This window comes from Castellaniella sp. UC4447_H14 (assembly GCF_052978285.1).
This window is the reverse complement of record NZ_CM129666.1, coordinates 511,104-535,759: the sequence shown is the minus strand read 5'-3', so window position 1 is coordinate 535,759 and position 24,656 is coordinate 511,104. Positions and strand designations below refer to the sequence as shown.

The window sequence follows — 24,656 nt, the reverse complement described above, 5'->3', positions numbered from 1 at the left end:
AAACTGCTTGGTCATGTGGGTGTTAGGGGGCCGCGACAGTACGCCGGATGCTGGCGATCAATTCCGCGCCAATATGGGCTTCCATAGCGGTGCTGACGGTCGCCAACGCCGTTTTCCAGGCATCGAGTTCCTGCTCCGTGAGGAGCCGGATCTGCGTCTTGCCCGATTCACGGATCGCCGCCAGGGCCCGGTCGTTTTCTTCCTGTGCGATCGAATCGGCATAACTCGTCGCCTCCCGCATCGCGCCTTCAAGTTCCCGGCGGATGTCGGGAGGAAGGCCTTCCCAAAACTTCCGGTTGACGATCACGGCATACCCCAGGTAGCCATGATTGGACACGGTGAAGTACGGCTGCACCTCCTGCATGTCCTGCGTATAGAAATTGGAGGGCGGGTTTTCGGTGCCATCGACGACCCCCGCCGCCAGCGCATCGTGGACCTCGCCGAACGCCAGCGTCATCGGCTGAGCGCCCAAGGCCCGCATCTGAGCGTCGAGCACCCGGGACGGCTGAATGCGCATCCGCAAGCCTGTCATATCGGAAGGCACGCGCAAAGGGCGGTCGGCTGAAAAAGACTTGAAGCCGTTATCCCAGAACGCCAGGCCGATGACGCCCCTGAGTCGCAAACGCTGCAACATGCCCTCGCCGATCGGGCCCTTCGTCACCCGATGCAATGCGGCCCGGTCAGGGAACAGGAAGGGCAGATCGAACACCTGGAACTCTCGCGCACCCAGCGGTCCGAGTTTGGACAGAGACGGTGCGATCATCTCAACGGCGCCCAGCTGCAAGGCTTCCAACTCCTCGCGGTCCCGATACAGCTCGCTATTGGAATAGATACGTACGCGGACGCGTCCCCCCGTAGCCTGCTCGGCCAACTGGCGAAAGCGTTCAGCCGCCTTGCCCTTGGGGGCGTCCGAGGCAACGACATGGCTGAATCTGATCAGGATAGGCTCCTGCTGCGCGTGTGTCGCTTGGGAGCACGTCACTGCGCAGGCGAACAGGAAGGCGAGCAATCTCATTGCTTGAGCGGGATCGAGGTCTCGGGAGCTGAGGGATCAAAAATACGTCGCCATTGTCTGCAACCCGGGCGAGCGATTCAACTGTGGAAATCCACAATCGGGCGTCGGAGGCGGCACGGTACCGCCCCAGCCTGCTCAGCTACACTGGAGCGCATCAAATCGGTACGGCCTCAGGCTCCGCCCCTTCACCCGGATGACTGATCCCCTCTTCGGCATGAGCTCTCTTTCGTCCTACGTTCCCCTCGCCCGCCGCCGTACCTGGCAATGGCTGGTGCCGATCCTGTGCGTGCTGCTCTTCCTGGCCACCGCAATCTGGCTCCCGCGCCAAGCTCAGCAGATGGAAGCCACGGAACGCCAGGAACAACTGATCGCCGACACGCTGTGGGTCGAGCAAACCATCCGCTTTCAACTGGGGCGCAACGAAGACGACATCCGGTCGCTGGCCAACGCCATTGCCGTCAACGATCTGGCGGGCGCCAAGCTGCAGGACCGAATGCACTTCCTGCAGCGCACGCATCCCGAACTGAAGCGCATCATTTGGATGGCGTCCGATGGCCAAGGAACAGCATCGGACCACAAAGGCGCTCTTTCCCTCGCCGACCTGCCAGAGACGCTGCGTGCGAAGCTCGACCGTGCACGCAACACCAACACACCGGAATACACGCAACCGATCCCGCCCGGCGACGAAGGGCGCGGCGTCTCGATGGACTATCTCTTTCCCGTCCACCATGACGGGCGCTATGTCGGTTGCGTGATCGCCACCTATTCCCTGAACGGCATCCTTGAACAGATGGTGCCCTGGTGGTTCGCCCAAAAGAACGAAATCCGCCTGACAGACCGCCACGAGAACACGCTCGGGCAGCGCGCGGCCGGCGGCGCCGGGCGCGGCGTCTATACCTACGCGCACGATCTGAACTTGCGCTATGCGGACATTACACTGCGCACCGACAGCGTCCGGGGCGCTCCGAACCTGCTGTCCAACTTGCTAGTCATCATCATCGTCGGCCTGACGCTGGGTCTGTTCTGGAGTCTTGCCGCGCTATGGCGCGACATCAACCGCCGAATGGCCGTGGAACGGGCATTGCGCGAACAGATCGCCTTTCGCACCGCCATGGAAGATTCCCTGGTGACTGGCCTGCGGGTATATGACCTGAACGGCAGAATCACCTACGTGAACCCCGCATTCTGCCGCATGATCGGCATACAGGCCAAAGAACTGATCGGGTGCTCGCCCCCCATGCCGTACTGGGCGCCGGAAGTCATGACGGAATATCAAGACCGCTTCGAGCAGCGCCTGGCGGGCGCGATCAGTCCCCAGGGATTCGAAACGGTCTTTTTGCGCAACCGCACCGAACGCTTCCCGGTTCTGGTGTATGAGTCTGCGCTGGTTGACGAGAACGGCCAGCAGACTGGCTGGATGAGTTCGATCCTGGATATTTCAGACCGCAAGCGATTCGAAGAGCTGAACCGGCGTCAGCAGGAAAAGCTCCAGGCCAGCGCCAGAATGGTGACCATGGGGGAAATCGCCTCGACCCTGGCTCACGAGTTGAACCAACCCCTGGCCGCCATCACGAGCTATACGACCGGTGCCCTGAACCTGCTGAACGATCCGGCCGAGCATCCCGACGACGCCAGCCTGGGCCGCATCCGGGGCGCACTGGAAAAGGCCAATGCGCAGGCGCAACGCGCGGGGCACATCATCCGCAGTGTTCATTCATTCGCCAAGCGGCGCGAACCGCACCGGGAAACGGTCGACCTTCCCGCCCTGATCGCGGACGTCGTCCAACTAGCCGAGCTGCAAGCCAGCCAGCACTTCATCACGATCAAAGCCGATATCGGACTGGACACGCCAACGGTGCTGGCCGATCCGATGATGCTGGAGCAGGTGCTGCTCAATCTGACTCGCAACGCCATCGAAGCCATGCGGGACGTGGAACGCGAGCGCCGCGTCCTGCGGATTGGCGCCAGCACGAATCCGCTCGTTTCCGGCAGTGTTACCATCAGGGTGACCGATCATGGATGCGGCATCCCGGAATTCGCCCGAGACCGCCTGTTCTCGCCCTTTTTTTCCACCAAATCCGACGGCATGGGCATGGGCCTAAAAATATGCCGAACGGTCGTGGAATTCCACGGCGGCACCCTGGTCTACGAGGACAACCCGGGTGGCGGCACTATCTTCCGCTTCTCGCTACCCGAATCCGCTGTCGCTGAAAACATGAAAAAATAGGGTTGCCGGGCTACTCGAAGGCCCGGTGCCCCCGGAAGAGGGAGACAGCAAGGTGCTGCACATCGTCGACGATGAAGAAGCAATACGGGACTCACTGGTCTGGCTGGCAGGTTCCCGCCGGATCAAGGCCGCAGGCTATGACAGTGCCCGTGCATTTCTCGACATGCTGGGCGAAGACTACGCTTTCAGGCCGGAAGGCGACTGCCTGTTACTGGACATGCGGATGCCGGACACGAGCGGCGCGCGGCTGTTCGACACTCTGGCGGCGCGGGGGCTGACAGGGCGCATGCCCGTCATCTTCCTGACCGGCCACGGCGACGTGCCGATGGCCGTCGACAGCCTGAAACGCGGTGCGTTCGATTTCTTCGAGAAACCATTCAACGACAACACGCTGATGGACCGGGTGCAGGAAGCGCTGCAAGCCTCGCTGGACGCTGGGGACCAGGCCCTGGTACAGACGCGCCTGGCCTCGCTGTCATCACGCGAGCGCGAAGTCATGGACCTGATCCTGGACGGCAAGATGAACAAGGTGATCGCCGACATGATGGGCATCAGCATGCGTACGGTGGAAGTGCACCGCTCGCACATCCTGGCCAAGATGCACGTGCGCACCGCCGTGGAACTGGCGCGGCTGCTGAAATAGCATCCAGAAAAAACACGGGTCTACAGACCGGAATCTGTAGACCCGTGGTAATGCTGGTCGGGACGGCGGGATTCGAACTCGCGACCCCTTGCACCCCATGCAAGTGCGCTACCAGGCTGCGCTACGCCCCGAAAGACTGCGATTCTAGCACAGAAACAGGCGCTGATTTGACGGTCGGATCGCGTACGCACCCGCGGCCCGGGCAGCGCCCGCAGTGCTATAGCAAGCCGAGTTGCAGCTTGGCCGGTTCGCTGATCATGTCGCGGCTCCAGGGCGGATCCCAGACCAGATCAACCATGGCCTCGTCCACGCCCTCAATGTTGAGCAGCTTGTTGCGAGCTTCATCGGAGATCATGGTGCCCATGCCGCAGCCGGCCGCCGTCAGCGTCATCTGCATCTCGATCCGGAAGCGCTCGGGGGCGCCGGCGGGTTCCACCTTCAGGCTGTAAACGAGCCCGAGGTTCACGATGTCGACCGGGATTTCCGGGTCATAACAGGTGGAGAGCACTTCCCAGGCTGCATCTTCGACGAGCTCGGCGGTGATCGGCCCCTCGTGCGTGTGTTGCACGTCTTCGGTGGGCTCGAAGCCCAGCGCGTCGCCGTCCTTGCCCTCGATCCGATACAGATTGCCTTCCACCATGACGGTGTAGGTGCCGCCCAATTGCTGAGTGATCGTGGCGTCGCACCCCGCCTCGATGGTCACCGGCGACCCGTAGGGCACCGTGACGGCCGGGCAATCCCGGCTGACAACTACTTCCTGACGATCGAAGCCCATTGCATTACCTTAGATTCATGTTCATTCAGTCACAGCCATGTCGCCCGCCCGGGTGATGGCGTTATGCAGAGTGTGCCAGGCCAGAGTGGCGCATTTCACGCGCGACGGGAACTCGCGCACCCCTGAGAGCGCCTCGAGCTTGCCCAGATCACAGTCCGGGTGGGCCTCGGTCAGCATGGCGTGAATGTCGCGGAACAAGGCCTCGACCTCTTCGACCGGCTTGCCGCGCACCGCTTCAGTCATCAGCGAAGCCGATGCCGTGGAAATCGCGCACCCGTGGCCGATGAAGCTGGCTTCCTGCACCACGCCATCCTTTACCTGTACGAACACCGTGAGCTGGTCGCCGCAGAGGTGGTTGTAGCCATTGGCCTGGTGCGACGCGCCTTCCATCACCTGAAAATTTCGAGGATGGCGGTTGTGATCAAAGATGACCTCCTGATAGAGATCGCTCAGGCCGTCGCCGGATTCCCTCATCGATCGACTCCAAACAGTTTCTGCGCCTTTTGCACGCCGGCCACCAGCGCATCGATGTCGCGGCTGTCGTTGTACAGCGCCAGCGATGCCCGGGCCGTGCCGGGGATGCCGAAGCGCGTCATGAGCGGCATGGCGCAATGGTGTCCCGCGCGGATGGCCACGCCTTCGGTGTCCAGGATGGTGCCCAGGTCGTGCGGGTGGATGCCGTCGACCAGAAACGACAGGATGCCGGCCTTGTGCGGCGCGGTGCCCACGATGCGAACCCCGGACAGCGCCTGCATGCGTTCGGTGGCTTCGGCCAGCAGAACCGCCTCGTGAGCCGCTATGCGGTCCAGGCCGATGTCCAGCACATAGTCGATGGCCGCACCGAGCACCACGGCACCGGCAATGTTCGCCGTGCCGGCCTCGAAGCGCTGCGGACCGTCGGCCCAGGTGCTGCGCTCGAAGCTGACGGTGCGGATCATGTCACCGCCGCCCTGCCAGGGGGGCAGCCCGGCCAGGATGGAGCCGCGCACATACAGGGCGCCGATGCCCGTCGGGCCGTAGATCTTGTGACCGGAAAATGCGTAGAAGTCACAGTCCATGGCCTGCACGTCCACGCGGGCGTGCGCAACGGCCTGGGCGCCATCGACCAGCGCCAGTGCGCCCACACCGTGCGCCATGCGAATCAGATCATCGACCGGGTTGACGGTCCCCAACGCATTGGACACATGGGCGATCCCCACCAGGCGGGTGCGCGAGTTCAGCTGGTTGCGGAAGTCCTCGACATCCAGTTGACCGTCGTCCAGCACGCGCGCATGGCGCAAGACTGCGCCGGTTCGCTCGCACAGCAACTGCCAGGGCACGATGTTGGAATGGTGCTCCATTCCGGTCACCAGGATCTCGTCGCCCGGCTTCAGGGACAGGCCCCACGTCTGGGCCACCAGATTGATGGACTCCGTCGTGCCGCGTGTGAAGACGATGTCGCGCGCACTGGGCGCGTTCAGCAACCGCCGCACGGCCTCGCGGCCCTCTTCGTAGCGATCCGTGGCATGCTGCGACAGCCAATGCACGCCCCGGTGGATGTTGGCATTGGACTGTTCATAGAACTGGCTCAGAGCCTCGATGACCACACGCGGCTTTTGCGTGGTCGCCCCGTTATCCAGATAGGCCAGGCGGCGGCCCCGGACGGGCCGCGCCAGGATCGGGAAATCGGCGCTACGGTCCAACAGGCCGGTTTCCAGCGCACTCACGGGCGCGTTCATGCTGCTTCCTCCATGAAGGATCCGCCCGGCAACAAGCCGCGCAAGGCACGTTCCACATGATGGCGGACCTCGGGCAACTCGATGCGAGCCACGCTGGACGCCGCGAATGCGTACGTCAGGATATCGCGCGCATGGGCCTCGTCGAGCCCGCGCGCCCGCAAATAGAAAAGGCTGTCCGCGTCGATCTGGCCCACCGTCGCGCCGTGCGCGCACTTGACATCTTCGGCGTAGATTTCGAGTTCCGGCCGGGCATCGGATTTGGCCAGACGCGACAACAGCAGGCTGTCGGTGCGCTGGATGGCATCCGTGCCATCCGCCCCTTCGGCGACCAGGATCTTGCCGCAGAACACGCCATGGCCGGTATCCGCCATGATGCCGCGATAGTTTTCGTGGCTCACGCAATTGGGCTTTTCGTGCGCGATCAATGTGTGATGATCCACGTGCCGGCGCTGGTTCACGTAATACAGGCCGTTGAACATGGTCTCGCAGCGCTCGTCGGCGAAATGCGTGATGATGTCGTTGCGCGCGAGCCGCGCGCCCAACGACATGGAATGCGAGCCGAAGTACGAACCATGGCCCTGGGTGGCTTCTATTTCGCCCAGATGCCACGCCTGTTCGGATTCCTGTTGCAGCTTCAGGTGCGTCACACGCGCGTCACGACCGAGCTGCACGCGCGTCGTAGCATGACAGAAATTCGCCGCCCCCGGAACCCCGATGTAGTGTTCCACCACCGTCGCCTGGGCGCCCGCTTCTGCCACAATCAGGTGACGCAGGAAATGCGCGGCCTTGGGCGAAGCCGCCACGCAGACGATGCGAATGGGCTGTTCCGCAACGGCGGCGCGATCCAGGCGGATCCATGCGCCATCGCCGGCCAGCGCCAGATTGAGGGCGCTGGTGCCATAACCCTGTTCGACGCGGCCGTAGACGGCCTCGATGGCCTCCGCGTCCTGTGTCCAGGACGCCGACAATGCAGCCACCGTCACTCCTGCGGGCAACGAACCGACGTCCGACAATTCGGCATCGTATGCGCCATCGACGAAGACCAGCCAGTGACCCGTCTCGCCGGCTTTCAGCTCGGTCACCTGCTCGGCAACCGATTGACGGCCGCCGTCCTCGAAACCCTGTGCCGCCAACGGCGAGAGCGACGTATGGCGCCACGCCTCGATGCGCGGGGTGGGCCAGCCTTCTGTCATGAACCGGTCCAGTGCCTGACGCCGCAATGCGGCCAGCCAGGGAAGCCGTGCCCCCGGCAGGCCCCCCGACCGCTGGCCGAACGCATCGGCCCAGGGCTGCAGTTCGGTACTCATGCCGCCGCTCCCCGACCCATGGCACGCCGCGGCGCGGCAGTCTTGGCCTCATCGAGCCAGCCATAGCCCTTCGCTTCAAGCTCAAGGGCCAGTTCCTTGCCGCCCGAGCGCACGATCTTGCCGCGGGCAAGCACATGCACGAAATCGGGCACGATGTACTCCAGCAAGCGCTGATAGTGCGTGATGACGATCATGGAACGATCCGGCGAACGCAGGCGGTTCACGCCGTCGGCCACGACCTTCATGGCATCGATATCCAGGCCGGAATCAGTCTCGTCCAGAATGGCGAGCCTGGGCTGCAGCAGCGACATCTGCAGGACCTCGTTGCGCTTCTTTTCGCCGCCGGAGAAACCTTCGTTCACCGAGCGGTACAGGAACTCGTCCTTCATACCGACCCGCTTCATTTCCTCCTTGGCCAGTTTCACGAAATCCATGGCGTCCAGCACCGGTTCACCCCGTTTGCGCCGAATGGCGTTCAACGAGGCGCGCATGAAATACGCGTTGGACACGCCCGGGACTTCGATCGGATACTGGAACGCCAGGAAGATGCCGGCGCGCGCGCGCTCTTCGACCGGAAGGGCCAACAGATCCTGGCCATCGAATTCCACCGTGCCTGCCGTGACCGTATAGTCCGAGCGGCCCGTGAGCACCTGCGACAGCGTGCTCTTGCCGGCCCCATTGGGCCCCATGATGGCGTGGATCTCGCCCGGGTTGATGTCCAGGTCCAGGCCGCGGAGAATCTCCTTGCCTTCGACCGTTGCGTGCAGATTTCTGATTTTCAGCATGATGGCTCCTTAACCGACGCTGCCTTCCAGGCTCACGCCGAGCAGATTCTGCGCTTCGACGGCGAACTCCATGGGCAATTCCTTGAAGACTTCCTTGCAGAAGCCGTTGACGATCATCGACACGGCGTCCTCGGCCGACAGGCCGCGCTGCATGGCATAGAACAATTGATCCTCGGCAATGCGCGAGGCGGTTGCCTCATGCTCCACGTTCCCGGTCGGATTCTGGACCTCGATCGTCGGGAAGGTATGCGCAGCGCACTGCTTGCCGATCAACAGCGAATCGCACTGCGTGTAGTTGCGTGCGGATTCTGCCTTGGGCGTCATGCGCACCAGGCTGCGGAAGGTGTTGCTGCCGTGCCCGGCCGAGATCCCCTTGGAGATCACGGTGCTGCGCGTGTTCTTGCCCATGTGCACCATCTTGGTGCCCGTATCGGCCTGCTGATAATGGTTGGACACGGCGACCGAATAGAATTCGCCCACCGAGTCGTCCCCGCGCAGGATCACGCTGGGGTACTTCCAGGTGATGGCCGAGCCGGTTTCCACCTGGGTCCATGAAATGCGCGAGCGCGCGCCGCGCGCGTCGCCGCGCTTGGTGACGAAGTTGTAGATGCCGCCCACGCCGTTCTCATCGCCCGGATACCAGTTCTGCACGGTGGAATACTTGATCTTTGCATCTTCCAGCGCAACCAGCTCGACCACGGCCGCGTGGAGCTGGTTTTCGTCCCGCATGGGCGCCGTACAGCCTTCGAGATAGCTGACCACCGCCCCCTCGTCGGCAATGATGAGCGTGCGCTCGAACTGCCCGGAATCCGCGTTGTTGATGCGGAAATAAGTGGACAGCTCCATCGGGCACTTGACGCCCTTCGGGATATACACAAAAGAGCCGTCGGAAAACACTGCCGAATTCAGCGCCGCATAGAAGTTGTCACCCGGCGGCACCACCGACCCCATGTACTGCTGGACGAGACCGGGATGCGAGCGCACCGCCTCCGAAAACGAACAGAAAATGATGCCCACATCGGCGAGCTGCTTGCGGAACGTCGTTGCCACCGACACGGAGTCGAACACCGCATCGACGGCCACACCCGCGAGCTTGGCGCGCTCGTGCAACGGCACGCCCAGCTTTTCGTAGGTTTTCAGCAGTTCCGGATCGACTTCGTCCAGGCTCTTGGGGGCGTTTTCGTTGGACTTCGACTTCGGGGCCGAGTAATAGCTGATGTCCTGGAAATCGGGTTCCGGGAAGTGGACCTTCGCCCAATACGGCGGGGTCATCTTCAGCCAGGCGCGATAAGCCTTCAGACGCCACTCGAGCATGAACTCGGGCTCGTGCTTGATCGCGGACAGGCGGCGAATCACATCCTCGTCCAGGCCCTTGGCGAAGGTCTCCGATTCAATTTCGGTGACAAACCCCGCGTCGTAGCCACGATCGAGAAAGGAATCGAGCTTGTCGTTCACAGTACTCATTTGGACAGACTCCAGTTCGGAACATTCTTAACGGCCGGCCGCACTCCGGCTTGGGCGGCGGCAGGCATGGGCAAGTCTTGTGCAATCATGTCGGCGACGGACACCGATTCCAGTGTGTGCCGCACGACAGCGTTGATCCGCTGCCAATAGGGACGAATCCGGCAGGCGGCCTCCACGGTGCAAACGCCCGGCAGCGCGGTGCACTCGGTCAGGCCGAATGGCTGTTCTTCAAGCGCATCGATGATCTGGGCGATGTTGATGTCCTGGGCAGCCCGCCCCAAGCGATAGCCGCCGTGGGCGCCCCGGGTACTGGCCACCAGTTCGTGCTGCGCCAATAGCTTGAGGACCTTGCTCACGACGGGCTGGCCCAGCCCAAGCGCGCCGGCGAGATCCGCTGCGCTGCAGACGTGTGTCGGAGCGGCTGCCATGTGCGTCAGCACCAGAATCCCATAGTCGACGATCTTGCTGATCCGCAGCATCGGTCCATCCGAGATTAAGCCTAAGGAAACAAAATAGTACTGCTTTGGTACGGTTTAGGTCAAACCCTAATGTGCCATGTGATGGGCCATCTCCACAGCGCATACAATAGGCAAATTCCTGAACGATTCACGGTGTTCACCCATGGCGGTGCTCCATGCGCGTCCCGCGACGGGGGCACACCGGCACTCAACAGATCGAAGCATGACCGTCTCCGTCTTTGACTACGAGGCCGAGCTCTCCGCCTGTGCGGCCGGAGATCGTGCCGCCTTCCTGGCGCTGTACACCCAGGAATCCCCCGCCATGTTCTCACTGGCCCGCCACATGGTTGGAGCCGCCGCCCCGGACGTCCTGCATGAGGCCTTTGTCCTCATCTGGCGGAACGCCGCTGGCTACAGTCCTGCGTTGGGAACCGCGCGAGCCTGGATGTACAGCATCCTGCGATACCGGGCGCTCAAGCGCCTGCGCGATGATCGTGTATCCGGCGGCCGGCTGGCGGACGACGCGCCCCTGCCCGTTCTGCAACCCCGGCCGGAATCGGGCGTGGTCGCCGGCGCCCTGGCCGCCTTGCCGCCGCCGCAGCTCGAGGCGCTCCTGCAGGCCTACCTGCATGGGGGCGATTATGCCCATATCGCAGACCGGCTGGACCGCTCCGAGCCCGACATCCAGGTCTCGATAGAGTCCGCATTGGCCTGCATCGACGAGGCGGTGTGCGCATGAAGCCGCAGCGCTCTTACTCCGATCCCGAAATCGCGTGCTACGTGCTGGGGCTGGACCTGCCGGACCAGGCTGAAGGAATACAGGCCCTGCTCGCTCGCGACGACGCCGCGGCAGCCCGCGCGCTGAAATGGGAAGCCTACCTTCTGGGCATCGTGGATGCGCTGCCGGCCACCCGGCCGCCGGACGAGATACTCGAGCGGATTCAACAGACATTGGGAATGACGTTCGAACCCGCCGCGCCCGCGCCGGTGCTCGGCGAATCACGCGACCGGCCGCGCCCTTTCGCCGAGCGAACCCGACAGGCTCCGTGGCCCGACTGGCTGCATCACCCGGCCTGGCCACACGGCCTGTCGACGCTGCGGACGAAGCTGTGGACGAAGCTGAGGGCCACCCGGCGGCCCTCGAAGCGGGTCGTGTGGATAACGGCGGCCGCCGTGGTGGTGATCGTGGGTTTCGCTGCGCTGTTGATCGGCGCAAGCCTGCACACGACGCCGCGCACCGTCGTCCATCAGACTGTCACGACGGCGCACTAGGCGGGATCAGCGGGTGTATGCCATCTCGCCATGCGAGGTGATGTCCAGACCTTCCCGCTCGTCTTCTTCCGACACCCGCAAGCCCACCATCAGATCCGCGGCCTTGTAGGCGATGAAGGCTGCCGTTCCCGACCAGACGACGGTGAGCAGCACACTTTTGACCTGCACCCAGACCTGGGCCGCCATGGCGAAGGTATCGGGGCTGGGCCCACCGGTACCGCCCAGCGCCTTCGAGGCAAAGACGCCCGTCAGGATGGCTCCCGCGATTCCGCCAAGGCCGTGCACGCCGAATACGTCGAACGCATCGTCGGCACCCAGCAAGCGCTTGAGGCCGCCCACCCCCCATAGGCACAAGGGGCCGACCACCAGGCCCAGGACGATGGCTCCCAGCGGGCCGACGAAGCCGGCCGCCGGCGTGACCGCGACGAGGCCGGCCACCGCGCCGGTGGCCGCACCCAGCATCGACGACTTGCCTTTGTGCAGCGTTTCACCGGTCAGCCAGGACAGCGCTGCGGCAGCCGTCGCCAACACCGTATTGATGAAGGCCAGACCGGCAATCCCGTTGGCCGCACCCGCTGAGCCCGCATTGAAGCCGAACCATCCTACCCACAGCAGCGAAGCTCCCGCCATGGTCAGCGCCAGACTGTGAGGCGTCATGGCATCCCTTCCATAACCGGTGCGCTTGCCCACCATATAGGCCCCCACCAACGCGGCGACACCCGCGTTGATGTGCACCACGGTACCTCCGGCAAAATCCAGGGCGCCGTCCCGGCCCAGCAAGCCGCCCCCCCAAACCATATGCGCCATGGGGATGTAGCTCAAGGTGAACCACAAAGCCGCAAAGATAAGGACGGCCGAGAACCGGGCCCGCTCCGCAAACGCCCCCACCACCAGAGCAACGGTGATGGCGGCAAAGGTCCCCTGGAACGCCACGAATACGTACTCGGGAACCGTGGGCATCGCGCCAGAGAGCGTCCCGGGCGATATGCCCATCAGGAACAGCCTCCCCGCGCCGCCGAGAAACAGCCCCTGGCCGCCAAACGTGAGGCTGTAGCCATACAGCGCCCACAGCACGCTGATCAGCGAGAAAATCGCGAAGACCTGCACCAGCACGGACAGCATGTTCCTGGAGCGCGCCAGGCCGCCGTAGAACAGCGCCAGTCCCGGGAGGGTCATCAGAATGACCAGCAGCGTGGAGGTGAGCATCCAGGCGGTGTCACCCGAGTTCAGTTCGGGCATGGCCGCACCGCCCGCCGACTGGGCAAAGACCAGCGAGGTCGAAGCCATCAGCACCAGTCCCAGCATCGAAGCAGTCAGTTTTCTCATGGCAATTCCTTTCCTGTTCCAGCCAATGGGTCGGTTACAAGGCGCCCTCACCGGTCTCGCCGGTGCGGATGCGAATGACCTGCTCCAGCGCAGAGACGAAAATCTTGCCGTCGCCGATCTTCCCGGTACGCGCGGCCACCTCGATGACTCCGACGACACGTTCGACCAGCGCGTCGCCCACCGCGACCTCTATCTTCACCTTGGGCAGGAAGTCCACGACGTACTCGGCCCCGCGATACAGTTCGGTGTGGCCCTTCTGTCGGCCGAAACCTTTGACCTCGGTTACCGTGATGCCCTGCACTCCGACGTCTGAGAGCGCTTCACGCACTTCGTCAAGCTTGAAAGGCTTGATGATGGCAGTCACTATCTTCATGGCGGGCTCCATGGTCGCACCTGTGGTTTGGTGAATGGGCAACTTCTTTCAAGCAGAACCCATGCCAGGTGCGGGGCAAGCGCCTTGCCCGGTCCATGGCGTCATGCCATGGCATGCCGATCGCGACTTTTTTACAGAGGTTTTACGAATGGCCAAAGGCGACCAGGGCGGCACGCAGGCTGCTAAGTACCGCTCGGTACAGGGTCCGCCGCCGGGCGGATGGTGGTATGCCAGGCACCGCTTTGGTGCAGGCGGCGCTCAGCAGGCGCCCGCGCTCACAGGTCGAGGCGACCTTCAGCGGGCTGAGGGGTCATCTCCGCGCCCTCCAGGGCCTGAGCGAGCCCGTCGCGCGCAGCTGTCAGATCCGCACGCAGCGCCTGCAACTCGGCACCTGACAAGCGCACTGCGGCCTCCTGGTCGTGCGGAACTTCGTTGCCCTCGCCCAGGCGATTGCGTGCCCCCGCAATGGTGAAGCCTTGTTCATACAGCAGATCGCGAATGCGGCGCACCAGCAGAACCTCGTGGTGCTGGTAATAGCGCCGGTTGCCACGCCGCTTCACCGGCTTGAGCTGAGCGAATTCCTGCTCCCAATAGCGCAGGATGTGTGGCTTCACACCGCACAACTCACTGACCTCGCCAATCGTGAAGTACCGCTTGGCGGGGATGGGCGGCAAAGACACCGGAGAAACAGCCAGCGTCATACGTCGCCCCCGGTCGCGGCAATGCCGTCTTTCAGCTTCTGGCTGGCATGAAAGGTCACCACGCGGCGTGCAGCGATCGGAATGACTTCCCCGGTCTTCGGGTTGCGTCCGGGACGGGGGGGCTTGTGACGCACCTGGAAACTGCCGAAACCGGAAAGCTTGACCTCAGTCCCCCGGATCAGGGCATCGCGTACCTCGGAGAAAAAGGTATCGACGACGTCCTTGGCTTCGCGCTTGTTCAGGCCCACTCGCTCGAACAGCAGTTCCGCAAGCTGGGCTTTGGTCAATGTCCGATCCGTTTCCACCAGTGAGTCCTCCTACGAGCGCAATTGGGCGCCATGTGCTTGGGCTAGCGCTTGCGTCAAACGCTGCATGCAATATTCGATCTGGCGATCGTCCAGCGTGGTATCCCGCCCCTGAAACCAGAAGCGCAAGGCCAGACTGCGCTGATCGCCGGATCCAGCATCCCGCCAGATGTCGAACAGTTTAATGTCTTTCACGACCCCGAGGGCTTCATCCGCGGACACCTGGTGTTCAAGTGTATCAAGGACCGCCTGCCAGGACAGCTTTGCGTCCACCCAGATGGCCAGGTCCCGCACGACCGTCGGTTGACGCGACAGCTCGGCCGGCACCGGGAAGGCGCGCCGGGCGATGCCGGCCGTGTCGATCTCAAACACCACAGGAGCATGGCCGAGATCCAGCGCCTGCACCCACTGGGGATGAACCTCGCCCAGCCAGCCGATGGGCTGACCGTCGAGCACCAGGCGGGCGCTGCGGCCCGGGTGCAGCGCGGGGTGCCGGGCCGGCTCGCAGCGCAGGCCCGCCGCCCGCACGCCCAGCAGTGAAACCAGATCATGCTTCACGTCAAAAAAGTCCGCCGGACGCGTGGCAACGCCCCATTGCTCGGGAACAGCCGGGCCCCAGGCGGCGCCCGCCAGATGGGTGGGCTGGGCCACGCCAGCCACGGACAGATCGCCATCCTGCACCGAAGCATCGCGCGCGAAGACGCGGCCCACTTCGAACAGCCGCACGCGGCTCTGGCGGCGCTTGGCGTTATGCGCGATGTTGTCCAGCAGGCCGCCAATGAGACTGGAACGCATCACGGCCAATTGGCTCGCGATAGGGTTGAGCAACCGGATCGGCTGTTCGTTACCGCAATAGTCGCGCTCCCAGGCTTCCTCGACAAACGAGAAATTGATCACTTCCTGGTAGTCCAGTGCAGCCATCTCGGCGCGCATGGCATGCAAGCCATACAGCGTTTCGGGAGGAACCCGCATCCGCGCCGGAGCCACTGGGGGCTCATCCGGGATCTGGTCGAACCCGTGGATCCGGGCGACTTCCTCGATCAGGTCCTCTTCGATGGTCAGGTCGAAGCGCGCGGCAGGCGGCGTGACCACGAAGTCGTCATCATGCTGACAGAATGCCAGGCCCAGGCGCGAGAAAACGTCAGCCACCGCCGTCGCCGGCAAGCTCAGCCCCAAAACCTTGTTGCAACGCGACAGCCGCATGCGGACGGGTTCGCGCGCGGGCAGTTTTACGATCTGATCATCGAGCGGGCCCGCGTGGCCGCCGCAGATGTCCAGAATCATCGCCGTCATGATCTCCAGGTGCGCCGGGATCGTGGAAAAATCCACGCCGCGCTCGAAGCGGTGACCCGCCTCGGACGTCAGCTTGTAGCGGCGCGGACGGCCCATGATGGCCTCCGGCCACCAGAACGCCGCTTCGAGATAGACGTCCGTGGTCTCCAGCGTCACGGCGGAGGCCTGCCCACCCATGATGCCGGCGAGACTTTCAAGCGCGGAATCACCCGCAATGACCCCCACGTCGTGTGCCAACGTGATGGTCTCACCGTTGAGCAAATCGAGCTTTTCCCCATCCCGGCCCCAGCGCACGGTCAGCCCCCCGCGAATACGCGCGAGGTCAAAGACATGAGTAGGTCGCCCGAGCTCCAGCATGATGTAATTGGAGATATCGACCAGCGCCGACACCGATCGCTGCCCGGCGCGCTCGAGGCGCGACTTCATCCAGCCGGGCGTGGCCGCGCGCGCGTTCACGCCTTTCACGACGCGGCCGGCGTAGCGGCCGCACAGATCGGGCGCCTCGATCCGCACCGGCAGGTGGTCGCCCAGCGTGACTGCGACGTGCGGGACTTCGGGCGTCTTCAACGCGCACCCGGTCAGTGCGGCGACCTCGCGGGCCACACCGGCAATGGACAGGCAGTCGGCACGGTTGGGCGTAAGCTTGAGCACATAGATCGTATCGTCCAGATCCAGTGCTTCGCGCAGATCCTGGCCGGGTTCCAGATGGGCCGGGAGCTCCAGCAGACCCGCATGATCCTGGGACAGGCCCAGCTCGCGCGCCGAACACAACATGCCATTCGAGATCACTCCGCGCATCTTCACCGGCGCAATGCGCACCCCGCCGGGCAGCTCGGCCCCGATGCGCGCCAGCGGCACGACCAGACCCGCGGCGGCATTGGGCGCGCCGCAGACGATCTGCAACGGCTCGCCCGAACCGTCGTTCACGCGGCAGACGTGCAGCTTGTCCGCATTGGGATGGTTTTCGACAGCCTCTATGCGGGCCGCCACGACCCCCGAGAACGCCGGGGCGTAAGGGTCGGCGTCTTCCACCTCCAGGCCGGCCATGGTCAGGCGATGCGCGAGCGCCTGGCTGTCGATATCAGGATTGGCCCACGTGCGCAGCCAAGATTCTGGAAATTGCATGATTCGGATTCCGTATCGACAAAGGGCTAGACGTTGAACTGGCGCAGAAAGCGCAGGTCACCCTCGAAAAACTGGCGCAAATCATTGACGCCATATCGCAGCATGGTGAGACGCTCCAGTCCCGAGCCGAAGGCAAACCCGATGTAGCGTTCCGGATCCAGGCCGAAATTCCGGACGACCTGCGGATGCACCTGGCCGGAACCCGAAATTTCCAGCCACCGCCCCTGATTGGGACCCGAGGTGAACATCATGTCGATTTCCGCCGAAGGCTCGGTGAACGGGAAGAAGGAAGGCCGAAAACGGAGCGTCAGATCATCGGTCTCGAAAAAGGCGCGCAGAAAGTTCGTGTAAACGCCTTTGAGGTCCGCAAAGGAGATGTTTTCGGCAATCCACAGACCTTCCACCTGATGGAACATCGGCGAATGCGTGGCATCGCTGTCCACGCGGTAGGTACGGCCCGGCGCAATGACCTTGATGGGGGGCTCGTTCATCCGCGCATAGCGAACTTGCATGGGACTGGTATGTGTCCGCAGCACCAGCGGGAGCCCATGGCCATCCTGCATGTCCACATAGAAAGTGTCCTGCATGGAACGCGCCGGGTGGTTCTCGGGATTGTTCAACGCCGTGAAATTGGTCCAGTCATCTTCGATCTCGGGACCGTCAGCCACGTCAAAGCCGATGGAACGGAAAATCTGCTCCACGCGCTGCCACGAGCGGATGACCGGATGAATACCCCCGGTACCCCGGCCACGGCCGGGAAGGGTGACATCGATGGTTTCCGCAGCCAGACGCTCGTCCAGCCGCGCCTGTGCGAGCTGCGCCCGCCGCTCGCCGAGCAAGGTCTCGACCTGCTGCTTGGCCTGGTTGATCTGCGCACCCCGAGTCCGCTTTTCTTCGCCTTGCAGAGCGGCCAGCCCCCTCAGCAAGGCGGTGAGCGATCCCTGTTTGCCCAGGAAGGCGGCCTTTTCGTTTTCCAGCGTGGCCGCATCCCGAGCCTGCGCGAAGCGGGCCTGGGCCTGTTCAATGAGCGAGGCGAGCGTAGTGTCCATATCCATTGCTTCCAAAACACAAACGGAGCCCGATCGAGCTCCGTTTGCGATGAGACAGAATCGAAAACGAAACTGTGTCGATCAGGCGGCCAGCGCGGATTTCGCCTGGGCCACGACAGCGGCAAAACCCGCCTTGTCGTGAACGGCCATATCAGCAAGAACCTTGCGGTCCAGCTCGATGGAAGCCTTGCGCAGACCCGCAATGAACACGCTGTAGGTCACGCCGAGTTCACGGCAACCCGCATTGATACGGGCGATCCACAATGCGCGGAAGGTACGCTTCTTGTTGCGGCGATCACGATAGGCGTACTGGCCGGCACGCATGACGGCCTGCTTGGCAACGCGGAACACGTTTCCGCGGCGGCCGCGATAACCCTTGGCGGCCTGAATGACTTTTTTATGGCGTGCACGAGCCGTGACGCCGCGTTTGACGCGAGGCATATGAAATCTCCGATCAGGCGAAAGGCAACATCGCCTTCACCGAGGCAACGTTGGTTTCATGGACAGCGGCTGAACCACGCAATTGGCGTTTGCTTTTCGTGGTTTTCTTGGTCAGGATGTGGCGTTTGAACGCCTGACCCCGCTTCAACGATCCACTGCCGCGCATCTTAAAGCGCTTGGAGGCGCCTTTTTTGCTCTTCATCTTGGGCATGACAACACTCTGTTGACTTGGCAAATCCAGGTGATCCGGCATTCGGATGCTTTTCGGACCCGGCATTCGCACAAAATTGATGGCCAAAGCGCGCAACGAGCGCAAAGGCCATTGCTTCTCGAAAAACGAAAGAAGCCCTTGATTATAGGACGATTTATTCGGGCTTGTCGACCGGGAATCCCGCGGGGTCTTCCAGCGCGCGGATCCGGGCCTCGAGTGCGTCGACGCGCCTCAAGGCGCGCGACAGCAGTTCGGCCTGGACATCGAACTCCTCGCGGGTGATGAGATCCATCCGTGCGAAGGTCTGTGTCATGAACGCCCTCATGGTGCGTTCTATATCCGCCGCCGGTGTCTTCGCCAGCAGTTCGGACATGTTCTTCTGGAAATCGTCGAACCATTGGTTGGGTGGAATCATGGCAGTCTCCTGACGCGGAAAGTCCTATTTTACCCGGTCATGATCCTGCCGCCGGCGCACGCAGCCGCATCAGGCCGGAACCGCATCGACGCGGCGACGTGGCTCGCCAGAACCTGGGGCTCCCCCGCCAGATCCGCGAGAGTCCGGGCCACTCGCAGGATGCGCTGCGTGGCCCGCGCCGACCAGCCCCAGCGCTCCACGCCACGCGCGAGCAACGCCTGACTGTGGGCGTCCGGTTGTGCGTACGTCTCCAGTCCCGCCGGATCGAGCTGGGCATTGAGACAGTGCTGGCGCTCGTGCTGGGCAGCGCGCGCCAGAAGCACGCGCTCGCGCACGGTCCGCGTGGACTCGCCTGGCGGCGATTCGAACCAGCGCGGTTCGGATACCAACGCCACATGCAGATCGATCCGGTCGAGCAAAGGCCCCGACAGCCGACTGCGATACTGAAGTACGCGCTCAGGGGTGCAGCGGCAGGCTTGGCGCGCATGGCCCAGGTATCCGCAAGGACAAGGATTCATGGCAGCCACCAACTGGAACCGGGCCGGAAACTGGCAGCTTCCGGCGGCACGCGCAATGGTGACATGACCCGTCTCCAACGGCTCGCGCAGGGCTTCCAGCGCCCGCCGTTCAAACTCCGGCAGCTCATCGAGAAACAATACGCCCCTGTGGGCCAGACTGATTTCGCCGGGCCGCGGATGTGCGCCGCCCCCCACCAAGGCCGGCATGGACGCCCCGTGATGCGGCGCACGGAAGGGAGGCACCCGCGACAGATGCTTCAGCGGACGCACCAGGCCATGAACGGCGGCCACTTCCAGCGCATCGCGCGCAGAAAGCTGCGGGAGCAGCCCCGGCAGCCGCTGAGCCAACATGCTCTTGCCGACGCCCGGCGGACCGCAGAACAGCACGCTATGACCGCCGGCGGCCGCCAACTCCAGGGCACTGCGTGCGGCGCTCTGGCCCCGAACGTCGGCCATGCAGGGAGTTTCAGTCGGCTGATCGCCGGACCAGCCCGCTGGCTGTGCCTCCGCAAGCGGCGTCCGGCCCCGGAAGTGCTCCGCCACCGCGATGAGGCTGGGCGCGGACAGCACGCGCAGGTCCGGCACCAGCGCCGCGATCGAAGCGGCCTGAGGCGCCATGATGAGTACGGCATCCGGGTCGTCCTGTGATACCGACAGCGCAATCGCCAGCGCGGAATGGGCGGCCACCACGGTGCCGGTCAATGATAGTTCGCCCGCAAGCACGATGTGGCGCACGTCGGGTGCGTCGCCGGCATCATCCACAATTTGCCCGGATGCCAGCAGCACGCCAAGCGCAATCGGCAGATCGAATCGGCCGGAATCCTTGGGCAGGTCCGCAGGGGCAAGATTAGCCGTGATTCGACCGGCCGGGAAGTCGAACCCGCTGCTCAGAATAGCCGAACGGACGCGATCGCGACTTTCACGGACCCCGGCACCCGGTAGCCCTGTGAGCGAGAACGACGGCAGCCCGCCGCCCACATGGACCTCGACCTGGACGGGCGCGGCCTGCAAGCCAAATAGCGTCCGGCTGGACAAGACGGCAAGCGACATAGAGTCCTCACGACAGGCGTTCGCGGCGCGGTTCCAATAGGTGGCCAATGTAGAGCGCCTGCGGCTGCCTGTCCCTCCACATGGGACGCATTCATCCATCAGGGACGATCCTCCCGGATGGTTCGGTCCAGCCGGCCTCAAAAAAAGGCGCCCGAAGGCGCCTGTGTCACATCGGAAGATTCACATCTCCCGGGCCAATCCAGCGGCCCCGGTTTCAGCCGCAAAGGCCGGTAGCGCTATTTCTTCTCGCTACGACCCATGCTGTCCTGGATGGCTGCGTCAGCCTTGGCCGCGCCTTCCTTCACGGATTCCCGGGCGCTGTTCGCCGCCTCACCAGCTGAGTGAGCGACCTGACTCGCCTTGTCGGCGATCACATCACCCGCCGCTGCGACCTTTTCCTTGGCGGCAAGCGCCGTATCCTTGATCTTGTCGGTCATGGACTGCTGGTCAGCAGGAGCGCTCTGATTTTGAGGCGCCGGGGGCGTCGGGGCCGCAGGCGCTGCAGGCGCCGGCGTGGGGGCCGTTGACGGCGCGGGGGCGGCCGGAGCCGGGGCTTTTGCGTCGTCGCTCTTGGAGCAGGCGGCCAATAGGCTCAGAGATGCAACGACAGCAGCCAGAGTCAGCGATTTGCGCGATGTTTTCATGATCTTCCCTATTCAAAAAGTCCGCTTTCGTGATTCAGCGGTTCATTCGCAGGACGGCCTGTTTCAGCCGGCTTAGTTACAATTCTAGTGACCCCCTTGCACGGGTAAACCCTGATATGTAATCGCTGGTTTCAGGAAATGGCGAGGTGGAGCGCTACTGGGATCGGCCCCCCCAAGGGAAAAGGCGTCGGCCATCCCGGCCGATGCTTCCAGAAAGTTGAACAACTGGACACAAAACGCGCACGCGGACAGCCCATATGCGCCGGCTTCCGACATCAGGCCCGACGCGCTGGAGCACATTGATCCGGGTCTCCGAGCAGGCGCGGCCGCCCGGCATTTTGCGCGCCTCGATAGATGGGCCCCGGATACCCGCCTCTCGGCGAAGTCTTTCGAAAGCTGGCATGGCCTCTGCTTGTAAAGCAGCATACTGACCCCCGAGGATCCGTGATCATGGACAAGAGCGACGTCGTCTGGACGATGGTTTCCACCCTGCTGGTCTGGCTCATGTGCCTGCCCGGACTGGCATTGTTCTACGGCGGACTTGCCCGCAAGCAACATGTGCTTTCGGTAATGAGCCAGACCCTTGCGGTCTCCGCGCTCGTCACCCTGCTCTGGTTCCTCTATGGCTATTCACTCGCGTTCACGCCGGGCTCCGGGGTCCTGGGGGGAGTGCATCACCTGTGGATGGCAGGCCTGTATCAGCCGCTCTCCCCCCACCCGCTGAAGCTCCTGGGCAGTATTCCGGAGCTTCTGTTCGCACTTTTCCAGGCGACCTTTGCAGCCATCGCCTGCGCGCTGATCACCGGCAGCCTGGCCGAGCGCACCCGTTTCGCCGCCGTCCTGTGCTTTACCACGATCTGGTTCACGGTGGGCTATCTGCCGATTGCCCACATGGTCTGGGCCAATGATGGCTGGCTGCACCAACTCGGTGCACTCGACTTTGCCGGCGGCACCGTCGTGCACGTCAGCGCCGGTTCGGCGGGACTGGTGGCGGCCTATCTGGTGGGTCCTCGACACGGTTATGGACGCCGCGCCATGCCGCCCCACAGCCTCCCGCTGAACCTGACGGGCGGCGCTCTGCTTTGGATCGGCTGGTTCGGGTTCAATGGCGGATCCGCGCTGGCGGTGAACGAACAGGCCGTGCTGGGGCTGTTCAATACGCTGCTCGCGCCGGTTGCCGGCGTCCTGACCTGGCTGCTCGTGGAACGGCTGACGCACGGAAAAGCCTCTCTGCTGGGGGCCACATCGGGCGCCATTGCCGGCCTGGTGGGCATCACGCCGGCCGCCGGCTTGGTCGCGCCTGGTGCCGCCCCGGTGATCGGGGCGCTGTCCGCCTGGGCGTGCTTCTATGGTGCCACGGCCCTGAAACGGCGGCTCGGCGTGGATGACCCGTTCGACGTCTTCGGCATCCACGGCATCGGCGGCATCGTCGGAGCCATGTTGACCGGCGTGTTCTATTCCGGCACACTCGGCGGCCCCGGCCCGTCTGGCTTATGGGCCATCCTGCGCCAGACCGGGCTGCAGGCCGAAGCCGTGGGCGTGAGCCTGGTGTGGGCGGGCGCGGCTGCGGCCATGGCGGGGGTCGCCGTGCATTACCTGATGGAAATGCGGCCCAGTATCGAAGACGAGCACCAGGGCCTGGACGAGGTCGACCACGGCGAAGTGGCTTACCCGGGGAGCTACGATTGGCACACCTCGCTGGCCGTTCCGCCGGAGCGCTGGGTGGAGCCGGAGCCCGCCGGGCTGGACCACGTGGCGCCTATCGAGGCGCAGCCGCAAATGGAACGCTCAAAGCGTTAAACCCGCGAGATCAATGCGTTCGGCCCGATTCAGGGCCGACGCCACCTTGACGCGCAGGGCATTGGTATGCGCGTGACGGATCTCCTTCTTGACGTCCAGAAGCTGCTGGGGATGCATCGAGAACCCCGTCAGACCCAGCCCCAGCAACATCCGAGTCAGCCTCACGTCACCGGCCATCTCGCCGCAGATCGACACGGGCTTGCCCGCCCGTTCGCCGACGTTGATGGTGTGCGCGATCAGGCGCAAGACGGCCGGATGCATGGGGTCATAGAGCGCAGCCACGTCCTTGTCTCCCCGGTCGATCGCGAGCACGTACTGGATCAGGTCGTTGGTGCCGATGGACAGGAAGTCCAGCACCTCCGCAAAAGGTTCGATCGCGATGGCCATGGCCGGTATTTCCACCATGGCGCCAATCTGGACATGGGCGTCGTGCGGCACACCTGCTGCGCGCAGCGCTTGGGCGGCGCGATCCAGCGCCCTGCGCGCCGCCTGGAGCTCCTGCATGTGGGAGATCATCGGAAACAGAATGCGCACCGGACCATGCGCGGCCGCGCGCAACAGCGCCCGCAGTTGCGTATCGAACAGCTCCGGATTGGCCAGGCAATAACGGATCGCCCGCAATCCGAGGGCAGGATTGGCCGCCACGGTTGCCTCGCCATCCAGCGTCTTGTCGGCACCGATATCCAGCGTCCTGATCGTCACGGGCCGACCCGCCATCGTGCGCACGACGGAGGCATAAGCCTCGTATTGTTCTTCTTCGCCCGGGAGTTCCTTGCGTCCCATGAACAAAAACTCGCTGCGAAACAGGCCAATGCCTTCGGCGCCAGCCGCCAGTGCATCGGCCGCTTCCTCGGGGAGCTCGATATTGGCTTCCATGCAGATCTGCACGCCATCCAGCGTCACAGCCGGCGCAAAGCGCAGCGCCTTCAGTTCGTCGCGCTCGCGCTGGTAGGCGGACTGCCGTTCGCGATACTCCACCAGGACCGATGGAGGCGGGTTCACCAGCACCATGCCTTCCAGGCCATCGACGATGAGCCAGTCACCATCCCGCACCAGCGTGCGCACCGACCCCATGCCTACCACGGCCGGCACATTCATGCTGCGCGCCACAATGGCGGTATGCGACGTCGCGCCGCCGAGGTCCGTCAGGAATCCGGCAAACTTGCCGCCGCGCAGCCGCATCATATCGGCCGGCGAAATATCACGTGCCACCACGATGAGGCTACCGTCGGAATCCACCGAATCCAGGTTCGGCAGCCAATGGCCCGAACCGGAGAGCACCCGAAGCACCCGCTCGATCACCTGACGGACATCTGCGCTACGCTCGCGCAGATAGTCGTCCTCCATTGCGGCGAACTGCTCGGCCAGAAACTGGCCCTGGGTCGTCAGCGCCCATTCGGCGTTGTACTGGCGCTCGGTAATGAGCTGACACACCGACGGCACCAGCATGGGATCCTGCAACAGCATGGCATGCACCGAGAGCAGCACCCCCAGCTCGCGCGGCGCGTCCGGCGGCAGCGCCTCGGCCATCAGGTGCAGATCGCGCACGGCGGTTTCCACGGCGGCATTGAAACGCTGTCCCTCGCGCTCGACGTCTTCGGGAGCAAGCCGATAGTGCGCGACCTCCAGCGCCGCGGCGCTCATGACCACGGCACGCCCGATAGCATAACCGCGCACCACCCCCTGGCCGTACAAGCACAGGGTGGACGACATGGACTCCGAAGAAGATGCGCTCACGCGT

25 protein-coding genes and 1 tRNA gene are annotated in these 24,656 nt (G+C 63.8%); 5 read left to right on the top strand and 21 right to left on the bottom strand.

From position 1 onward, the window contains the following. Positions 1-22 precede the first annotated feature (22 nt). Positions 23-1,015 carry a TRAP transporter substrate-binding protein gene (locus ACVCMJ_RS02685; RefSeq protein WP_447079919.1) on the bottom strand — a complete coding sequence of 331 codons (993 nt, stop codon included), beginning with the start codon at positions 1,013-1,015 and terminating at the stop codon, positions 23-25. A 214-nt stretch (positions 1,016-1,229) separates the two neighbouring features. Here ACVCMJ_RS02685 and ACVCMJ_RS02680 point away from each other — a divergent pair, with 214 nt between their 5' ends. Both ACVCMJ_RS02680 and ACVCMJ_RS02675 read left to right on the top strand, forming a co-directional pair. Next, the gene (locus tag ACVCMJ_RS02680) at positions 1,230-3,242 is read left to right on the top strand and encodes a PAS domain-containing sensor histidine kinase (protein WP_447079918.1); all 2,013 of its coding nucleotides are present in this window, start codon (positions 1,230-1,232) and stop codon (positions 3,240-3,242) included. Positions 3,243-3,294: 52 nt separating this feature from the next. Next, positions 3,295-3,885 (top strand): response regulator transcription factor, encoded by a 591-nt coding sequence (locus ACVCMJ_RS02675; RefSeq protein ID WP_447079917.1) that lies wholly within the window; start codon positions 3,295-3,297, stop codon positions 3,883-3,885. 54 nt (positions 3,886-3,939) lie between these two features. Here ACVCMJ_RS02675 and ACVCMJ_RS02670 read toward each other — a convergent pair. The 8 genes from ACVCMJ_RS02670 to ACVCMJ_RS02635 form a co-directional block, all read right to left on the bottom strand. Beyond that, positions 3,940-4,016: transfer RNA gene (locus tag ACVCMJ_RS02670), tRNA-Pro, on the bottom strand. 86 nt (positions 4,017-4,102) lie between these two features. Then, on the bottom strand, positions 4,103-4,660 hold the full coding sequence (gene sufT / locus ACVCMJ_RS02665) for a putative Fe-S cluster assembly protein SufT (RefSeq protein WP_447079916.1): 558 nt from the start codon (positions 4,658-4,660) through the stop codon (positions 4,103-4,105). Between the two features lie 21 nt (positions 4,661-4,681). Then, a complete protein-coding gene (sufU, locus tag ACVCMJ_RS02660; RefSeq protein WP_447079915.1) occupies positions 4,682-5,134 on the bottom strand; it encodes a Fe-S cluster assembly sulfur transfer protein SufU in 453 nt (150 codons plus the stop codon). Then, positions 5,131-6,378, bottom strand: a complete 1,248-nt coding sequence (locus ACVCMJ_RS02655; RefSeq protein WP_447079914.1) for a cysteine desulfurase — start codon at positions 6,376-6,378, stop codon at positions 5,131-5,133. Before ACVCMJ_RS02655 ends, sufU begins: the two co-directional genes overlap by 4 nt. Beyond that, a complete protein-coding gene (sufD, locus tag ACVCMJ_RS02650; protein WP_447079913.1) occupies positions 6,375-7,685 on the bottom strand; it encodes a Fe-S cluster assembly protein SufD in 1,311 nt (436 codons plus the stop codon). Before sufD ends, ACVCMJ_RS02655 begins: the two co-directional genes overlap by 4 nt. Beyond that, positions 7,682-8,470 carry a Fe-S cluster assembly ATPase SufC gene (gene sufC, locus ACVCMJ_RS02645; protein ID WP_447079912.1) on the bottom strand — a complete coding sequence of 263 codons (789 nt, stop codon included), beginning with the start codon at positions 8,468-8,470 and terminating at the stop codon, positions 7,682-7,684. The genes sufD and sufC overlap by 4 nt, the downstream gene beginning before the upstream one ends. 9 nt (positions 8,471-8,479) lie before the next feature. After that, the gene (sufB, locus tag ACVCMJ_RS02640; protein ID WP_447079911.1) at positions 8,480-9,934 is read right to left on the bottom strand and encodes a Fe-S cluster assembly protein SufB; all 1,455 of its coding nucleotides are present in this window, start codon (positions 9,932-9,934) and stop codon (positions 8,480-8,482) included. Beyond that, positions 9,931-10,413: an SUF system Fe-S cluster assembly regulator gene (locus ACVCMJ_RS02635; protein ID WP_447079910.1), complete on the bottom strand. Its 483-nt coding sequence runs from the start codon at positions 10,411-10,413 to the stop codon at positions 9,931-9,933. Before ACVCMJ_RS02635 ends, sufB begins: the two co-directional genes overlap by 4 nt. 202 nt (positions 10,414-10,615) lie before the next feature. Here ACVCMJ_RS02635 and ACVCMJ_RS02630 point away from each other — a divergent pair, with 202 nt between their 5' ends. Then, complete coding sequence (locus tag ACVCMJ_RS02630) at positions 10,616-11,131, top strand: sigma factor (protein ID WP_447079909.1); 516 nt, start codon at positions 10,616-10,618, stop codon at positions 11,129-11,131. Beyond that, on the top strand, positions 11,128-11,664 hold the full coding sequence (locus ACVCMJ_RS02625) for a hypothetical protein (RefSeq protein ID WP_447079908.1): 537 nt from the start codon (positions 11,128-11,130) through the stop codon (positions 11,662-11,664). Before ACVCMJ_RS02630 ends, ACVCMJ_RS02625 begins: the two co-directional genes overlap by 4 nt. A 6-nt stretch (positions 11,665-11,670) precedes the next feature. Here the strand turns inward: ACVCMJ_RS02625 and ACVCMJ_RS02620 are convergent, their stop codons facing one another. The 11 genes from ACVCMJ_RS02620 to ACVCMJ_RS02570 form a co-directional block, all read right to left on the bottom strand. Beyond that, on the bottom strand, positions 11,671-12,951 hold the full coding sequence (locus tag ACVCMJ_RS02620) for an ammonium transporter (protein ID WP_447082645.1): 1,281 nt from the start codon (positions 12,949-12,951) through the stop codon (positions 11,671-11,673). A 73-nt stretch (positions 12,952-13,024) separates the two neighbouring features. Continuing rightward, positions 13,025-13,363 carry a P-II family nitrogen regulator gene (gene glnK / locus ACVCMJ_RS02615; RefSeq protein ID WP_447079907.1) on the bottom strand — a complete coding sequence of 113 codons (339 nt, stop codon included), beginning with the start codon at positions 13,361-13,363 and terminating at the stop codon, positions 13,025-13,027. 275 nt (positions 13,364-13,638) lie between these two features. Next, positions 13,639-14,064, bottom strand: a complete 426-nt coding sequence (locus tag ACVCMJ_RS02610; protein ID WP_447079906.1) for a MerR family transcriptional regulator — start codon at positions 14,062-14,064, stop codon at positions 13,639-13,641. After that, complete coding sequence (locus tag ACVCMJ_RS02605) at positions 14,061-14,369, bottom strand: integration host factor subunit alpha (RefSeq protein WP_447079905.1); 309 nt, start codon at positions 14,367-14,369, stop codon at positions 14,061-14,063. Before ACVCMJ_RS02605 ends, ACVCMJ_RS02610 begins: the two co-directional genes overlap by 4 nt. A 12-nt stretch (positions 14,370-14,381) precedes the next feature. Continuing rightward, the gene (gene pheT, locus ACVCMJ_RS02600) at positions 14,382-16,787 is read right to left on the bottom strand and encodes a phenylalanine--tRNA ligase subunit beta (protein ID WP_447079904.1); all 2,406 of its coding nucleotides are present in this window, start codon (positions 16,785-16,787) and stop codon (positions 14,382-14,384) included. Positions 16,788-16,813: 26 nt separating this feature from the next. Beyond that, positions 16,814-17,836, bottom strand: a complete 1,023-nt coding sequence (gene pheS / locus ACVCMJ_RS02595) for a phenylalanine--tRNA ligase subunit alpha (RefSeq protein ID WP_447079903.1) — start codon at positions 17,834-17,836, stop codon at positions 16,814-16,816. Between the two features lie 81 nt (positions 17,837-17,917). Then, complete coding sequence (gene rplT / locus ACVCMJ_RS02590; RefSeq protein WP_447079902.1) at positions 17,918-18,277, bottom strand: 50S ribosomal protein L20; 360 nt, start codon at positions 18,275-18,277, stop codon at positions 17,918-17,920. Positions 18,278-18,290: 13 nt separating this feature from the next. After that, positions 18,291-18,488 carry a 50S ribosomal protein L35 gene (rpmI, locus tag ACVCMJ_RS02585; RefSeq protein ID WP_291771072.1) on the bottom strand — a complete coding sequence of 66 codons (198 nt, stop codon included), beginning with the start codon at positions 18,486-18,488 and terminating at the stop codon, positions 18,291-18,293. Positions 18,489-18,642: 154 nt separating this feature from the next. Further along, positions 18,643-18,903 carry an accessory factor UbiK family protein gene (locus tag ACVCMJ_RS02580; protein ID WP_447079901.1) on the bottom strand — a complete coding sequence of 87 codons (261 nt, stop codon included), beginning with the start codon at positions 18,901-18,903 and terminating at the stop codon, positions 18,643-18,645. Positions 18,904-18,932: 29 nt separating this feature from the next. Further along, on the bottom strand, positions 18,933-20,471 hold the full coding sequence (locus ACVCMJ_RS02575) for a YifB family Mg chelatase-like AAA ATPase (protein ID WP_447079900.1): 1,539 nt from the start codon (positions 20,469-20,471) through the stop codon (positions 18,933-18,935). Positions 20,472-20,707: 236 nt separating this feature from the next. Beyond that, positions 20,708-20,908: a hypothetical protein gene (locus ACVCMJ_RS02570; RefSeq protein WP_447079899.1), complete on the bottom strand. Its 201-nt coding sequence runs from the start codon at positions 20,906-20,908 to the stop codon at positions 20,708-20,710. 657 nt (positions 20,909-21,565) lie between these two features. Between ACVCMJ_RS02570 and ACVCMJ_RS02565 the strand changes: the two genes are divergently transcribed. Further along, a complete protein-coding gene (locus ACVCMJ_RS02565) occupies positions 21,566-22,915 on the top strand; it encodes an ammonium transporter (RefSeq protein ID WP_447079898.1) in 1,350 nt (449 codons plus the stop codon). Here the strand turns inward: ACVCMJ_RS02565 and ptsP are convergent. Further along, complete coding sequence (ptsP, locus tag ACVCMJ_RS02560) at positions 22,904-24,595, bottom strand: phosphoenolpyruvate--protein phosphotransferase (RefSeq protein WP_447082754.1); 1,692 nt, start codon at positions 24,593-24,595, stop codon at positions 22,904-22,906. The genes ACVCMJ_RS02565 and ptsP overlap by 12 nt on opposite strands. Positions 24,596-24,656 lie beyond the last annotated feature (61 nt).

Bases quoted from the DNA above. Each gene is read 5' to 3' on its own strand.
- ACVCMJ_RS02610 (WP_447079906.1), bottom strand. From the start codon at position 14,064: ATGACGCTGGCTGTTTCTCCGGTGTCTTTGCCGCCCATCCCCGCCAAG.
- rplT (WP_447079902.1), bottom strand. From the start codon at position 18,277: ATGCCTCGCGTCAAACGCGGCGTCACGGCTCGTGCACGCCATAAAAAA.
- sufB (WP_447079911.1), bottom strand. From the start codon at position 9,934: ATGAGTACTGTGAACGACAAGCTCGATTCCTTTCTCGATCGTGGCTAC.
- ACVCMJ_RS02620 (WP_447082645.1), bottom strand. From the start codon at position 12,951: ATGGCTTCGACCTCGCTGGTCTTTGCCCAGTCGGCGGGCGGTGCGGCC.
- sufU (WP_447079915.1), bottom strand. From the start codon at position 5,134: ATGAGGGAATCCGGCGACGGCCTGAGCGATCTCTATCAGGAGGTCATC.
- ACVCMJ_RS02635 (WP_447079910.1), bottom strand. From the start codon at position 10,413: ATGCTGCGGATCAGCAAGATCGTCGACTATGGGATTCTGGTGCTGACG.
- glnK (WP_447079907.1), bottom strand. From the start codon at position 13,363: ATGAAGATAGTGACTGCCATCATCAAGCCTTTCAAGCTTGACGAAGTG.
- ACVCMJ_RS02565 (WP_447079898.1), top strand. From the start codon at position 21,566: ATGGACAAGAGCGACGTCGTCTGGACGATGGTTTCCACCCTGCTGGTC.
- ACVCMJ_RS02580 (WP_447079901.1), bottom strand. From the start codon at position 18,903: ATGATTCCACCCAACCAATGGTTCGACGATTTCCAGAAGAACATGTCC.
- pheT (WP_447079904.1), bottom strand. From the start codon at position 16,787: ATGCAATTTCCAGAATCTTGGCTGCGCACGTGGGCCAATCCTGATATC.
- sufD (WP_447079913.1), bottom strand. From the start codon at position 7,685: ATGAGTACCGAACTGCAGCCCTGGGCCGATGCGTTCGGCCAGCGGTCG.
- pheS (WP_447079903.1), bottom strand. From the start codon at position 17,836: ATGGACACTACGCTCGCCTCGCTCATTGAACAGGCCCAGGCCCGCTTC.
- ACVCMJ_RS02685 (WP_447079919.1), bottom strand. From the start codon at position 1,015: ATGAGATTGCTCGCCTTCCTGTTCGCCTGCGCAGTGACGTGCTCCCAA.
- ACVCMJ_RS02575 (WP_447079900.1), bottom strand. From the start codon at position 20,471: ATGTCGCTTGCCGTCTTGTCCAGCCGGACGCTATTTGGCTTGCAGGCC.
- ACVCMJ_RS02570 (WP_447079899.1), bottom strand. From the start codon at position 20,908: ATGACCGACAAGATCAAGGATACGGCGCTTGCCGCCAAGGAAAAGGTC.
- sufT (WP_447079916.1), bottom strand. From the start codon at position 4,660: ATGGGCTTCGATCGTCAGGAAGTAGTTGTCAGCCGGGATTGCCCGGCC.
- ACVCMJ_RS02680 (WP_447079918.1), top strand. From the start codon at position 1,230: ATGAGCTCTCTTTCGTCCTACGTTCCCCTCGCCCGCCGCCGTACCTGG.
- ACVCMJ_RS02655 (WP_447079914.1), bottom strand. From the start codon at position 6,378: ATGAACGCGCCCGTGAGTGCGCTGGAAACCGGCCTGTTGGACCGTAGC.
- sufC (WP_447079912.1), bottom strand. From the start codon at position 8,470: ATGCTGAAAATCAGAAATCTGCACGCAACGGTCGAAGGCAAGGAGATT.
- ACVCMJ_RS02630 (WP_447079909.1), top strand. From the start codon at position 10,616: ATGACCGTCTCCGTCTTTGACTACGAGGCCGAGCTCTCCGCCTGTGCG.
- rpmI (WP_291771072.1), bottom strand. From the start codon at position 18,488: ATGCCCAAGATGAAGAGCAAAAAAGGCGCCTCCAAGCGCTTTAAGATG.
- ACVCMJ_RS02625 (WP_447079908.1), top strand. From the start codon at position 11,128: ATGAAGCCGCAGCGCTCTTACTCCGATCCCGAAATCGCGTGCTACGTG.